We start from the raw sequence: 14,186 nt of genomic DNA, 5'->3' as shown, positions 1-14,186 counted from the left end.
CACCGGCGTCGAGCACTCGACGCCATCGATTGGGGTGATCTGATTAGCGAACAATGTCGAAAGCGGTCCCGGGCCGCGAGAAGGAAATCGCCAGAATCTGCCGATACGCCATGGCATGCGTGTGGGTGTTGCGCGCCGGGGTCACGTAGTGGCGCATGTCGCGATCAAGGAAGTAGGTGGTGTCGAGGATTTCCTGGTAGGTGGTCGACGCCAGTTGATGCTCGTGCACATCGTACAAACGGCTTTCCGCGCCCTCGACATTGTTGCGCCCCCAGAAGTGCACGCCGCTGAACGGATAGCCGTCGCAGTGAATCCCTTCCGGAGTGATTTCCAGTTGCTTGCCGGGTTTGATCTCGATGCGGATCTGATGGATCTGGCACTGCCAGATCTCATCGTGCAATTCTTCCGGCAACACGCTTTTGTACACTTCGAAATCGGTGTCGATCAGGCTGCGCATTACCGGCGAAGTGATTACTTCATCGGAGAAGTCCTGAAAGTGCCGCACAACACCGCCCACATAGGCGTTGTTCTCTTTCGACTGCACGTACGCGCGATGCTCGAGTTGCTTCAATTCACGTGTTTTCGGGTTGTACTCGAAGTCGCTGTAACGACGGTAACGCATGCCGGCTTCGGCCTGACCGTAGTAACTGTCTGGCTCCATGTTTTCCCAACTTTTGGTCAGTCTGACGAAGTCGGCAAAATGACCGTAGAGATTGAAGTCACCACCCTGGACGTTGACATATTTGTCGCGCCGTAGCGATTCGCCCACTTCTCTGTTCAAAACGATCATTACCAAATTCTCCGCTGCGTTGAGCGGCCTAATCTATTAGGTGGAGAATTTGCGTCCATGAGAAAGAATTTCAGGCATTTAAAGCCCTGTTTGAAACGGTACTTGAAGACGCCTCAAAACAACTTTTACGTGACAAAAACACGGGTTTTTTACGGTTTACGCAGAAAAGACCTCGAAAAAAAACCCCGAGCCAGTCGGGGTTTTCTCATGTTTCTTACACCGCATCGTTCATCAGAAGATGTTGATCGGGTAGTCGACGAATACACGCACTTCGTTGCCGCTGACGTTGTACTCGCTGGATTTCTGCGACACACGCAGGATCGAGCTGCGCAATTTCACGCTCAGGTCTTTCGCCGGACCACTTTGTACGACGTATTTGAACTGGTTGAAGATTTCGCGCTCGGTACCGCCGGTGCTGGTAGAAGTGGTGATGTTGTCGCCACGCACGTACGCGAAGTTGTAGCTCAGACCCGGTACGCCGAATGCGCCGAAGTCCAGGCCGTAGCCCAGCTGCCAGCTGCGCTCGTCTTCAGCGTTGAAGTCCGACCAGTAGGAGTTGGCCAGGTAGATGGTGTTGCCACCGTCGCCAATCCGCTGCTGATCTTTCTGATAACCGCCGTACGCGTAGCCCAGGTTGCTATCGCCGGTGGAGCGCTGGTGCGCTACGGTGAACGAGTGCGGGCCAGTGGCGAAAGTCGCTGCCAGGCTCCAGATCTTGTTGTCCTGACCGGTCACGATGCTCTTGCCCGGAACAGTGTTCTCACGAACATAAGAGCTGTCCAGCTTGGTGCGGTAGCCGTTGAAGTCCAGGGTCAGCGACTGATCCTTGTTGAACGGCAACACGTAGTTTGCGTTTACGTATTGTTTCTTCAACACATCTTCAACGTCGGATGCGTACAAGGCGCCCTTGAAGTTTTCAGTGAACTGGTAGCTACCACCCAATACGTTGATCGACTTCAGGCCACCGCTGTCACGACCCTCATCGCTCTTGCGCGATTCGGCGGTGAAGCGACCGGCATTCAGCTCCAGACCCTTGATCTCTTTGGAAGTGATCAAAGTACCGGTGTAGCTTTCCGGCAGCAGACGCGAGTTGTCGTAGTTCAGCACCGGCAGCGCCGGCATCTGGTCACCGTAAGTCAGCACGGTGTTGGAGAAGCGGAATTTTACCGCTGCGCCAGCCTTGGCCAGATCGCTGGAAGCATCGCCATGCTCGCCTGCAACGTTGCCGTTGTCTTGTTTGAAGAAGTCGATACCACCGGCGCCGCTACGACCCTTGCCGCCATCCAGACGCAGTGCGTACAGACCGAAGGCGTCAACGCCGACACCGATAGTGCCTTGGGTGAAGCCGGAAGAGAACGTACCGATGGCCGCCTGGCCCCACTCGGCTTTGTCTTCGTTACCATCTTTGTAATCACGATTGATGTAGGCATTGCGCAGCAGCACTTTCAGGCTGCTGTCTTCTACAAAACCCTTGGATTCGGCCTGGCCGTCAGCCATTGCCGAAGTGGCACTCAACATCCCCAGTGCGATCAGACTGATTCGCTTGTTCAACATTTTGTTTTCCTTATTACGGGTTGAAACGCGCTGTGTCGAACGGCTGAAACGGCGCTATTGCACTCTTTTTTCACCCCGAAACAAAAAGACCCGCCCACGACAAAGTCATGGCGGGCCTGCTTGTTATTCTTGAGTCATGGCGGTTGGCCACAGGCGTTGGGCCGAATCGTAGCCGCGCCCTCAATAATGTGTCAATTTCAAGAATCGTCTTTAAATAGGTAAAAATCGTCTAAGAATCGTAAATTTTGCGATAGCACATTGCTCGGAAATGCGCTCAGCCAGTGAATCCAGCGCAATTACGCGCAGCCGTCGAGGCCGCATTGCGCGGAGGATTGCCCCGGCTCATCAACCACAACCGCTTGCTCCAACCAGTCGGCGAAAGCCTGCGGTTTGCCTAGCCATGGGCTGATGTCGATCAAGGTGAACTGCCCATCCTGCTCCAGCGCCAACGTCGGAAAACCCTGCCCACCGAGTTGTGCCAGCAATCTGCGACTGGCTTTTACGTGCGCTGTCGTATCAACGGTTTTAAACGCAGCCGCAAAGGTGTTCTCCGCGTAGCCCAAATCACTGGCGAGTTCGAAAAGTATGGATTCATCGGCAATCCGCCGTCCTTCAACGTAATGCGCCGTCTGCAAACGTCCGAGCATCTGCAAACCGCGACCGTCGATGGCCTCTGCCGCCATCACCGCCGCAATCGGCGGCGTCGAATCGAAAACCGCCGAGTGATCACGCAGCAGACCTTCGAAATACGCTTCGCCAAAGGGTTGTCCGGTGTATTCGGCAATGCGCCGATCGTGGGGCATGACGTAATCGCGCAGTTGCGGCGAAACGCGCTGGCGATTCGCGCCGCTCATCATTCCGCCCGCATGGGCAATGACCGGCAACACTTGCTGCGCCGCTTGCACCAGCGGTTTGGCGCCGTAGCACCAGCCGCACAATGGATCGTAAATGTAGTGAAGGATCATGAGAGAACTCCGGCAACAAAGTAGAAAAATTCGATGCCGGCAGACTATTCCTACGCGTGTTGGGGAAAAACGCCGGAATGGCTCTCAGACTGTTTCGAGAATCGGTCGAATGGAACGACCGGTCAGGATGTATCCAAATCGACATAAATTGAAACAATCTGACAGGGGAACTTATCAGGAATAAATTACAGGAGCAAATGTAAAGCATTACCATTCGCGCGTTTGAATTTCCTTACCCTTTCGGATGCGCTTTTCCATGCCTGCCCCGTTCCGCCTCACGCCTGTCACCCTTGGATTGTCTGCCTTTCTGTCCAGCGGTTTTGCTTACTCCGCTACCGAACTGCCCGCCACCGCGATCAGCGCCGAAGAACAAGCCGAGGACCCGCGCGTCAAGATCAGCAACACTGCGACTCGCACCTCGACACCGGTGCGCTATGTGCCGCAGGCCATCGACTCGATCAAGACCTCAAACGTCGCCGACTACGGCACCAATGACATCGGCGACGCCCTGAGCGGGATTCCCAACGTCAGCAGCAGCGCCGACACGCGCTTCGACAGTCTGCGTATCCGCGGCTTCGACGCCAGCAACGACTTCTATCTGGACGGCATTCGCGACGACAGCCAGTACAAGCGCGACCTGCACAACATCGAGCGGGTCGAAGTGCTCAAAGGTCCGGCGGCGGTACTTTACGGCCGTGGCAGCCAGGGCGGGATCGTCAACCGCGTGAGCAAGCTGCCCGAGTTCGGCCGTCGTTCGACCATCGAGGCCCAGGGCGGCAGCGAAGACTTGCGCAGCCTGTACGCCGACCTCAGCACCGACCCCAGCGAAAACCTCAGCCTGCGCCTGAACATGGGCAACATGGATGAAAACAGCTTCCGCGACGGCGTCAGCGGCAACCGCCAGCTGTTCGCGCCGTCGATGAGCTGGCAACTGACCCCAGACTTGAACTGGCTGGTGCAATACGAATACAGCCGCTACAACCGCACCCCGGATCGCGGTATTCCCGGTGTGAATGGCCGCCCGGCGGACGTCGGTCGCGACACCACCTACGGCAACGATCACGACTTCATCGACGACAAGGCGCAGTCCCTGCGTTCGAAACTCACCTACGAGATCAACGACAACTGGCAGCTGCGCCAGACCTTGGGTGTGTTCAAGCTCGACAGCGATTTCGACAACACCTATCTCACCGGTTTTGACCCGAAAACCAACAAGGTCGCGCGCCAGCACTGGCAGCAGGATCTGACCACCCGCAACGTCTACAACAACCTCGAACTGGAAGGTGGTTTCGATACCTTTGGCCTCGAGCATCGCCTGTTGACCGGCGTCGAGATCGGCAGCCAGCGCCGTGATCCGAAGTTGTACAACGCCGCGACTGGCAAGACCCCAGGCGCACAACCGGTGCCATCGCTCCACCTGTTCAACCCCAACCGCGAGCTCCGTCATACCGGCAGCATGCAGGTGTTCAGCGACAGCCACACCGAAGTCGAAAGCCGCGCGGTGTACGTGCAGGATCAGTTGCGTCTGAACGATCAATGGCAACTGCTGGCCGGCCTGCGTTACGACACCTTCGATATCGAGTCGACCAACCAGCTCAAGAACCTCACTGAAGATCGCGACAGCCACAGCACCAGTCCACGCTTCGGGATTGTCTGGACGCCGCTGCAGAATCATTCGTTCTATGCCTCGTGGTCGAAGACCTTCTCGCCCGTTGGCGGCGGCCTGATCGGCATCACCCCGGGGGCTGCCGGCAATAGCAACGACTTGAGTCCGGAGCTGACCAAACAGAAAGAAATCGGCGTGAAAAGCGACTGGCTGAATGATCGTCTGAGCACCACGCTGGCGGTCTACGACCTGGAACTCTACAACCGCCGCACCAGTGATCCGAACGATCCGACCCTGACCGTCATGACCGGTCTTCAGCGCTCGCGCGGTATCGAGCTGACCGCCACCGGCAAACTGGTCGGCAACTGGTACATGCGCGGTGGCGTCGGCGTGCAGGACACCACTATCGAGAAGGATAACAACGGCCTGGAAGGCAAGCGCGTCAACAACGTGGCCAAACACAACGGCAGCCTGTTCCTGACCTGGAAACCGGAAATGGGCTGGTACGGCGAAACCGGCTTGACCCTGGTCGGCCAGCGTTATGCCGACAACGCCAACACCACCGTGCTGCCAGGGTATGGCCGCTGGGATGCACTGGTCGGCTACCGCTTCAAGGACTGGGACTTGCGCGCGGCACTGAACAACATCACTGACCGCGAGTATTACGCCTCGGCCACCAGCCAATATCAGATCCAGCCAGGCGCACCGCGCAGTGTGGTGATGACCGGTACCTACAGTTTCTGAATGCACACAAACCCTGTGGGAGGGGGCTTGCTCCCGAAGGCGTCGTGTCAGGCAACACCATCGTCACTGACTGATTGCATTCGGGAGCAAGCCCCCCTCCCACAGGTCCAATGTTCGCAGTGGTTTTTGTGTCGTGCATAAAAAAGCGCCGCCATCCCGGCAGCGCTTTTACCAATCCTTGTTGTTGTTCTTATCCTTCCATTACAGCCCATAACGCTTCCAGTTCGGCCTCGCTGAACAGGCCAGCGGGGTAGCGCTCGATCATCATCCGGCGCGGATCAGGTTCCCTGATCTGACGCGTTCCATTGGACTTCAAAAAGTGCGCGACAATCTGGAGCGATTCGCCGTTGACGGCCATGGGATGCAAAGTCCGCTCGCTGACTACGTTCACTTCGGCGTTCATTTCAGCGCTCTCTCCCCGTTCGTGAGCGGCTAAGTTATCCAAGGTATATGACAGAACTGTTGAAGTTCCCCCCTCTCCCTAGTGCACTTTGTCCGATACAAGAGCTATGCCAAGGTTTCCGATTTGTCGACAGGCGGATACAAACAAGCCCGCGGTCCAACAGGGCCGCGGGCTTGTTTGAATGTGTAGCAAGCTAATCTTTGCCTGGCCGATTTATGAATCAACTCAAGCTGTTACGTCTCAACTCACTCTTTGTGCGGGGCTGGCTGTTGTTGGGTAAGGCAGTGGATATTGCCGCCGCCCAGTAACAGTTCACGGCCCGGCACCATCACCACTTCGTGTTGCGGGAACAGCTTCTGCAGGATTTCCCGCGCAGGCGCGTCCATCGGATCGTCGAAGCTCGGCGCGATGATGCCGCCGTTGACGATCAGGAAGTTCACGTAGGAGCCGGCCAGGCGCACGGACGGATTGCGCTCCTGCGTACCGTCGACCGGATCGACACCGGCGCACTCTTCTTCGGTCGCATACAGCGGCCCCGGAATCGGCATCTTGTGCACCGTGAACGGGCGCCCCTTGGCATCGGTGCTGCTTTGCAGCACGTTCATCGCCGCCTGGCAGCGCGGGTAGTTCGGATCCTGCGGATCGTCGGTCCACGCCAGCATAACTTCGCCCGGGCGCACGTAGCAGCAGAAGTTATCCACATGACCGTCGGTTTCGTCGTTGAACAGACCATCCGGCAGCCAGATGATCTTATCTACAGACAGATTGTCGCGCAGCACCGCTTCGATCTCTTCGCGGCTCAGGTGCGGGTTGCGGTTGTGATTGAGCAGGCACTCTTCAGTAGTGATCAGCGTGCCTTCACCGTCGACATGAATCGAACCGCCTTCAAGCACAAAACCTTCGGTGCGATAACGCGGGCTGCGCTCGATTTCGAGAATCTTGCCACCGACCTGCGAATCACGGTTCCACGGCGAATACAGACCGCCCTCAAAACCGCCCCAAGAGTTGAAGTCCCAGTTCACACCGCGCACTTCGCCGCTGTTGTTGATGACGAACGTCGGGCCGGTGTCCCGCACCCAGGCGTCATCGCTGGACATCTCGACCACACGGATATTCGGCACATCGAGGCGCGCACGGGCGTTTTCGTACTGGCCAGCCGACACGGCAACCGTCACCGGTTCAAAACGGGCGATGGCCTTGGCCACTGCAACGTGCGCGGCCTGCGCCGGCTTGCCACCCAGGCGCCAGTTATCCGGACGCTCAGGCCAGATCATCCAGGTCTGGGTCTGCGGCGCCCACTCGGCCGGCATGTAGAAGCCATCGTCACGCGGGGTACTTTTCAAAGTGGTCATCGGAACAGGACTCCAGGGAACCGTCGAAGGGTTGCAAAGCAATGGCGACTTTATAACCGATAAATATCGTATTTTAAATGCTTAAAGATGCAGCAACCTTAAAAAAAATCGATAAATACCGATACAAATCGAATTAACACGAATTCCTGTGGGAGCGGGCTTGCTCGCGAAGGCGTCACAGCACTCGATATCACGTTTGAATGAAAAACCGCCTTCGCGAGCAAGCCCATTCCCACAAAAGCAGCGTTTACAGACCTTCTTCGAGCACCCGATCCAGCATGTCGACAAAGAAGTCGACACTGCGCCGCGAGGTAACCATCGGCGGTTTGATCTTGAGAATGTTCAGGTCATCCCCGGTTGGCTGCATGAAGATCCCCAGCTCACGCAGGCGATCGCACAGCAAGGCGGTTTCCTCGGTGGCCGGCTCCAGGGTCTGGCGATTGCGGATCAGCTCCAATCCCAGATAGAACCCGGAACCATGCACCGCGCCCACCAGTGGATGTTTATCGATCAGCGCTTCCAACCGCGCCTTGAAATGCCCGCCAACCACCTGGGCATTTTCCCAGAGCTTTTCTTCCTCCATCACATCCAGCACCGCCATGCCGATCTGGCAGCTCACCGGACTGCCGCCGGCCGACGAGAAGAAATAACCTTCAGCCTCCAGCGCTTCGGCGATTTCCCGGCGGGTAATGACGGCGCCTAGCGGCTGACCGTTGCCCATGCCCTTGGCCATGGTGATGATGTCCGGCACCACGCCCTGCTCTTCGAACCCCCAGAAGAAGTGGCCCATGCGCCCGTAACCGACCTGTACTTCGTCGGCGATGCACACCCCGCCCTGGGCACGCACCAATGCATAGACCTGCTTCAGATAACCGGGCGGCAGAGAAATCCCGCCGGCGTTGCCGTACACCGGTTCACAGATGAAACCGGCCAATTGGCGCTGCTGTGCGGCGATATGCGCCAGTTGCGCTTCTACGCTGCGCACATAGTGCGGCGCAGAATCCAGGCCACGGAATTCACCGCGATAGATATTCGGCGCGGTCACTGGGTGCACCCAGTCCGGGCGGCTTTCCAGCGCTCGCGGATTGTCGGCAATCGAGGTCGACACCGCATCGGCGCCGACCGTCCAGCCGTGATAGGCCTCCAGCACGCTGAGCATGTCGCGCCCGCCGCTGTAGGCCCAGGCCAGGCGAATCGCCAGGTCGTTGGCCTCGCTGCCACTGTTGACCAGAAACACCCGGTCCATGCCTTCCGGCGCCAGTTTCAGCAAACGTTCTGAGAACTCCGCCACGGCTGCATAGTTGAAGCGTGAGTTGGTGTTGAGCAGCGACCACTGCCGCGCCGCCACCTGGGCCATGCGCGGATGGCCATGACCGAGCACCGCGACGTTGTTGAGCATGTCGAGGTAGGAGCGGCCCTGCATGTCGATCAGGTGATTGCGCCAGCCACGCTCGATGCGCGGCGGGTCAACGTAATAGTGTTTTTGCGTGCGGGCGAAACTGGCGTCGCGCCGTTCGAGCAAGGTTTTCGCGTCCAGCTCCGGCTCGGCATCGCAGGCCAGCCCCAGCAGCGCCGCTGGCGACGGGCACAACGCCTGCCACGCAGCCGCGCGCGAAGGGCTGCAGAACAACGGCGCATCCAGCGATGCAACGCGGCTCAACTGCACAATCAACGGGCCGCTGACCGCACCCAGCACCTGACCTTTGACCAGCGCCGCGCCGCTGTGCAACGAGGCGTTCACGCCCCACAGGCGCACACTGAGCTGTGGCCCGTCGAGTTGCAGCACACCATCTGTCGCGTGATGCAGCACACCGGCAAACGGCGCTTCCACCGCCGAGCCCTGCGGCACGCGCAACTCAACGTGCAGCGGGAAAGTCTCCGGTTCGACCGCTGTGTCCACTCGCGTCTGCGACAAGCGATATTGCCCGTAACGACTCGCCGCCAGCCCATGCGCCGCGGCGGCTTCCGTCAGCAGTCGTTGATCGATCCCCTGCTGCTCCCAGTTGCCCGCCTCGAAATGCGGACTCAGGACGCCAAGGTCGATCAGCGCAAATTCCCGCCCGACCAGCTCTGGCAACAGCGGCGCAAAACCCTCGCTGCTGATCGCCGGCAAACGCTGGCCGACTGACGTGAGGATCGCCGCTTCCATCAATGCCAGCGGCACCGAAGTCGCCACCTGGAAAATTTCCCATTCGTGGGCAAGATTGTCACGGCTGTAGATATTGCCCGGATCGATACTGACCTGCTGCTCGCCACTGAGCACCAGCACCGCCGCCCGCGCCACGATCAATGGCCACAGCGCCTGCAACTCTTCGTGCTGCAGCGGATTGACCGCATGATAGGCCTGCACCGCCGGCAGAATCACGAACGGATCACCACCGGCATGGTGCAGCAGCGCCGCGCACGTCACCGACAGATCGGTGATGCGCCAGGTGCGCACCAGATCACCGAAGTCGATCACGCCCTGCAATTGCCAATGACGCTTGGCATCGCGTAGCCAGACAGCATTATCGTCGGTGATGTCCATGTGGATCGCCTGCACCGGCAGTTTGTCCTGCAACGGCTGCAAACGGCGCTCGGCCTGTTCGGCGGCGTCAGCGATCAGTGTGCGCTGGCGTTCATCCTTGATCACCGGTAGCAAATGGCTGATCAGTGCACTGGCATGCCGCGCGTCCCATTGCAACGTACGCTCAAGTCCCGGATGGTCGAAGCCGGCCAGCGCCAGGTCCATCTCGCCGCACAGCTGACCGAAACCGGCCACCACGTCGTGGCCCAAGTAATCAAGATGAGTCAGCGGCTGGCCTTCGATGTAGTCCAGCAGCCGCACATGCACCGGCTCGCCATTGGCTTGCAGCGACAACAGATCCGCGCCGTTATTGGCCGGGATCACCTTGGGTACGTTTACCGACGAATGCTCGGCGAGGTACTTGAGACCGGCATGTTGGGCCTGCAACTCCACCAGCGCGTAATCGCCGCGGCAGATTTTCAGGACAAAGCGCCCGCGTTCGCTGTCGACCCGGTAATTGAGATCCTGCTGACTGCCCAGCGCCTGTAATGTGCCGCTGAGCCCGTAATGCTCGGCCAACCATTGCCGGGCCAGCGCCTCGGAGACCTGCGGGCTGGGCAGACTGGCGCGATGAATCAACGTGGCGAGCGGCATGGAACGACCCCTGAAATTTTATTAGGCGCCTATATCGCCATTGCACCGAGGGATAATCAACCCCCGACCGGTGAACACACCCCAGCCCCTGTGCGAACCGGCAACGCCCGTGCGTCGAATATCCAGCAGCAAAACACAGCGCAGACAAAATAGCGGGGGCATCCCTCTTGCACCGTCCCTCACCTGCCGACAAGCTATGCTCCACTCGCTTTATCGTCTTACGGAAAAAGGCCAACCTGCATGCGTATTCTCATCACCGGTGGTGCCGGTTTCATTGGCTCCGCACTGGTTCGCCATCTGATTCGCAACACTGACCACGAGGTGCTTAACCTCGACAAACTGACCTATGCCGGCAATCTGGAGTCCCTGACCAGCATCGCCGACAACAGTCGTTACGAATTCGTCCAGGCCGACATCGTCGACCACCCAACGGTGAGCGCCATACTGCAGCGCTTCCAGCCTCATGCGATCATGCACCTGGCTGCCGAATCCCATGTCGACCGCTCCATTGACGGTCCGTCGGAATTCATCCAGACCAACATCGTCGGCACTTACAGCCTGCTGGAAGCGGCCCGAGCCTACTGGTCGGGGCTGAGCGAGCCGCAGAAAAGCGCTTTCCGCTTTCACCATATCTCCACCGACGAGGTCTATGGTGACCTGCATGGCGTCGATGATTTGTTCACCGAGACCACCCCCTACGCCCCAAGCTCCCCTTATTCAGCGAGCAAGGCCGCATCCGACCATCTGGTCCGCGCCTGGCACCGAACTTACGGCTTACCGGTCCTGCTGACCAATTGCTCGAACAACTATGGGCCGTACCACTTCCCGGAAAAACTGATTCCGCTGGTGATCCTCAATGCTCTGGCAGGCAAACCGCTGCCGGTGTACGGCAACGGCCAGCAAGTTCGGGATTGGCTGTTCGTCGACGATCACGCGCGGGCACTGCTCAAGGTGGTGACTGAAGGCGTGGTCGGCGAAACCTACAACATCGGCGGTCACAACGAGCAAAAGAACATCGATGTCGTCCACGGCATCTGTACGTTGCTTGAAGAACTCGCGCCCCATAAACCTGAAAACGTCGCCCGGTTCGCCGACCTGATCACTTTCGTCGAGGATCGTCCCGGCCATGACCTGCGTTATGCGATCGACGCCGGCAAAATCGAACGCGACCTTGGCTGGGTACCGGAAGAAACATTCGAGACCGGACTGCGCAAGACCGTCCAATGGTATCTGGACAACCTCGAATGGTGTGGTCGTGTCCAGGACGGCAGCTACCAGGGCGAACGCCTCGGTTCCACGGGTATCAAGGATCTTCACGCATGATGAAAGGAATAGTTCTGGCCGGTGGCTCCGGTACACGTTTGCATCCGATCACGCTGGGTGTATCGAAACAACTGTTGCCGGTCTATGACAAACCGATGATCTATTACCCGATCTCGGTACTGATGCTGGCCGGCATCAAGGACATCCTGGTGATTTCCACCCCACAGGATCTGCCGCAATATCGCAACCTGCTGGGCGACGGCAGCCAGTTCGGCGTGTCGTTCAGTTTTGCCGAACAACCGTCCCCGGACGGTCTCGCCCAAGCCTTTTTGATCGGCGAGCAGTTTATCGGTAACGATCCGGTCTGCCTGATCCTCGGTGACAACATTTTCCATGGCCAGTATTTCGGCGAGCAGTTGAAGAAGGCTGCCCAGCAAAAGGCTGGCGCAACCGTATTCGGCTACTGGGTCAAGGATCCGGAGCGCTTCGGCGTGATCGACTTCGACGGCGAAGGGCGCGCGCTGTCCATTGAAGAAAAACCGGCGAAGCCAAAGTCCAGCTACGCCGTCACCGGGCTGTATTTCTACGACAACGATGTGATCAGAATTGCCAAGGCAGTCAAACCCTCGCCCCGTGGCGAACTGGAAATCACCGATGTGAACAATGCCTATCTGCAGCGAGGCGATCTGCAGGTCGAGCGCTTCGGTCGTGGATTCGCATGGCTGGATACCGGTACGCATGACAGCCTGCTTGAGGCTTCTCAATACGTGCAGACAATCGAACACCGTCAGGGCCTGAAGGTCGCGTGTCTGGAAGAAATCGCCTATCAGAACGGCTGGATCACTCGCGATTATCTGCTCGAACGCGCTCAGTATTTCGGCAAGACCGGATACGGCCAGTACCTGTTCTCGATTGCTGGAGACAACCAATGAACGTGATTGAAACCGGCCTGCCGGGTGTCGTGATCATCGAACCGAAGGTATTCGGTGACGAGCGCGGTTTTTTCTATGAAAGCTTCAACGCCAGGGCATTCGCTGAAGCGACGGGAGTTCACGCACAGTTCGTCCAGGATAACCACTCGCGTTCGCAAAAAGGCGTGTTGCGTGGCCTGCACTATCAGTTGGAAAACACCCAGGGGAAACTGGTACGGGTAACCGTAGGGGAAGTACTGGATGTAGCCGTGGATATCCGCCGCAGTTCGCCGAACTTTGGCAAATGGGTCGCCGTGCGCCTGTCCGCCGACAACCATCGTCAGCTATGGGTCCCGGAAGGCTTTGCCCACGGTTTCGTCGTGCTGAGCGAGGTGGCCGAGTTTCTCTACAAGACGACCGACTACTACACGCCGTCGGCCGAACGCACCATTCGCTGGGATGACCCGACACTGGCCATTGACTGGCAACTGCAGCAAACCCCGAAGCTGTCTGCCAAGGATCAGGACGGCAAAAGCCTGCAAGAGGCCGACCTGTTCCCATGAAAATCCTTATCTGTGGTCAGAATGGACAGGTCTCGCAGGCGTTGCAGGCGTGTCTGGCCGGTCTCGGCAGCCTCGTAGTACTGGGGCGCGACCGCCTCGACCTCGCGCAACCGGCGCAAATTCGCCAGCAAGTCAGGCAAGTCGCGCCCGACCTGATCATCAATGCAGCGGCATACACAGCCGTTGACCAGGCACAAAGCGAGCCAGAGCTGGCGTTCGCCATCAACGCAACCGGCCCCGGGGTACTGGCCGAAGCGGCCGCCCTGCTGGACGTTCCGCTGATCCATTACTCCACCGATTATGTGTTCGATGGCAACAAACACGCGCCTTACGTTGAATCTGACGCGACCAACCCGCTCGGGGTCTACGGCGAGAGCAAGCTGGCGGGTGAGCAGGCTGTCGCTGCCGCTCATGCGCAGCATTTGATCCTGCGCACCAGTTGGGTCTATTCAACCCATGGCCGCAATTTTCTGTTGACCATGCAGCGTCTGCTTCAGGAAAAACCCGAGTTGCGGGTTGTCGCTGACCAGATCGGTGCGCCGACCTGGGCCGGCAGCATTGCCCGCAGTACCCTCGAACTGATCGAGCGCTGGCAAGAAAGGCAAGCGGGTGCCTGGGGTACCTACCACCTGACCGCGCAAGGTGAGACTTCCTGGTTCGGCTTTGCCCAGGCCATCGGTAACGCGCTACTTGAACAAGGGAAGCCTTGCGCAACGCTATTGCCGATTCCCTCGAGCGACTATCCGACGCCTGCCGCCCGGCCATTGAATTCGCGACTCGACTGCAGTCGCTTGCAACGGGAATGGGGGGTCAGTCAACCTGACTGGCAAACTGCGCTGCATGAGTGTCTTGCCCGGCAAGCCTAGGCATAATGC

General features: G+C 58.6%; 11 protein-coding genes. 5 read left to right on the top strand and 6 right to left on the bottom strand.

Annotation, left to right across the window (positions count from 1 at the left end; all coding sequences use genetic code 11):
- Positions 1–43: 43 nt before the first annotated feature.
- The 3 genes from CKW11_RS13645 to CKW11_RS13635 all read right to left on the bottom strand — a co-directional run bounded on the left by CKW11_RS13645 (position 44) and on the right by CKW11_RS13635 (position 3,309).
- On the bottom strand, positions 44–790 hold the full coding sequence (locus tag CKW11_RS13645) for a 2OG-Fe dioxygenase family protein (protein ID WP_064585516.1): 747 nt from the start codon (positions 788–790) through the stop codon (positions 44–46).
- A gap of 231 nt (positions 791–1,021) precedes the next feature.
- Positions 1,022–2,344, bottom strand: coding sequence for an OprD family porin (locus CKW11_RS13640; RefSeq protein WP_095137940.1), 1,323 nt, complete (start codon positions 2,342–2,344; stop codon positions 1,022–1,024).
- Positions 2,345–2,640: 296 nt separating this feature from the next.
- A complete protein-coding gene (locus tag CKW11_RS13635; RefSeq protein ID WP_095137939.1) occupies positions 2,641–3,309 on the bottom strand; it encodes a DsbA family protein in 669 nt (222 codons plus the stop codon).
- A 256-nt stretch (positions 3,310–3,565) separates the two neighbouring features.
- Here CKW11_RS13635 and CKW11_RS13630 point away from each other — a divergent pair, with 256 nt between their 5' ends.
- Positions 3,566–5,659, top strand: coding sequence for a TonB-dependent siderophore receptor (locus CKW11_RS13630; protein ID WP_095137938.1), 2,094 nt, complete (start codon positions 3,566–3,568; stop codon positions 5,657–5,659).
- A 190-nt stretch (positions 5,660–5,849) separates the two neighbouring features.
- On the opposite strand, the gene CKW11_RS13625 is transcribed toward CKW11_RS13630, so the two are convergent.
- The 3 genes from CKW11_RS13625 to CKW11_RS13615 form a co-directional block, all read right to left on the bottom strand.
- Complete coding sequence (locus CKW11_RS13625; protein ID WP_007961849.1) at positions 5,850–6,062, bottom strand: hypothetical protein; 213 nt, start codon at positions 6,060–6,062, stop codon at positions 5,850–5,852.
- Positions 6,063–6,307: 245 nt separating this feature from the next.
- Positions 6,308–7,414 (bottom strand): agmatine deiminase, encoded by a 1,107-nt coding sequence (gene aguA / locus CKW11_RS13620; RefSeq protein WP_095137937.1) that lies wholly within the window; start codon positions 7,412–7,414, stop codon positions 6,308–6,310.
- 247 nt (positions 7,415–7,661) lie between these two features.
- Positions 7,662–10,574, bottom strand: coding sequence for an aminotransferase (locus CKW11_RS13615; protein WP_095137936.1), 2,913 nt, complete (start codon positions 10,572–10,574; stop codon positions 7,662–7,664).
- Positions 10,575–10,814: 240 nt separating this feature from the next.
- Between CKW11_RS13615 and rfbB the strand changes: the two genes are divergently transcribed.
- Genes rfbB through rfbD form a run of 4 tightly spaced genes read left to right on the top strand, consistent with a single transcriptional unit; the run spans position 10,815 to position 14,177 of the window.
- Complete coding sequence (rfbB, locus tag CKW11_RS13610; RefSeq protein ID WP_095137935.1) at positions 10,815–11,897, top strand: dTDP-glucose 4,6-dehydratase; 1,083 nt, start codon at positions 10,815–10,817, stop codon at positions 11,895–11,897.
- A complete protein-coding gene (gene rfbA / locus CKW11_RS13605) occupies positions 11,894–12,769 on the top strand; it encodes a glucose-1-phosphate thymidylyltransferase RfbA (protein ID WP_095137934.1) in 876 nt (291 codons plus the stop codon). Before rfbB ends, rfbA begins: the two co-directional genes overlap by 4 nt.
- Positions 12,766–13,311, top strand: a complete 546-nt coding sequence (gene rfbC / locus CKW11_RS13600) for a dTDP-4-dehydrorhamnose 3,5-epimerase (RefSeq protein ID WP_095137933.1) — start codon at positions 12,766–12,768, stop codon at positions 13,309–13,311. The genes rfbA and rfbC overlap by 4 nt, the downstream gene beginning before the upstream one ends.
- Complete coding sequence (gene rfbD / locus CKW11_RS13595) at positions 13,308–14,177, top strand: dTDP-4-dehydrorhamnose reductase (protein ID WP_095137932.1); 870 nt, start codon at positions 13,308–13,310, stop codon at positions 14,175–14,177. The genes rfbC and rfbD overlap by 4 nt, the downstream gene beginning before the upstream one ends.
- Positions 14,178–14,186 lie beyond the last annotated feature (9 nt).

Origin of the sequence: Pseudomonas sp. Irchel s3a10, assembly GCF_900187525.1 — a bacterium.
In the GTDB taxonomy this organism is placed as follows: Bacteria; Pseudomonadota; Gammaproteobacteria; order Pseudomonadales; family Pseudomonadaceae; genus Aquipseudomonas; species Aquipseudomonas koreensis_G.
This window is presented reverse-complemented; position numbering and strand designations above follow the sequence as displayed.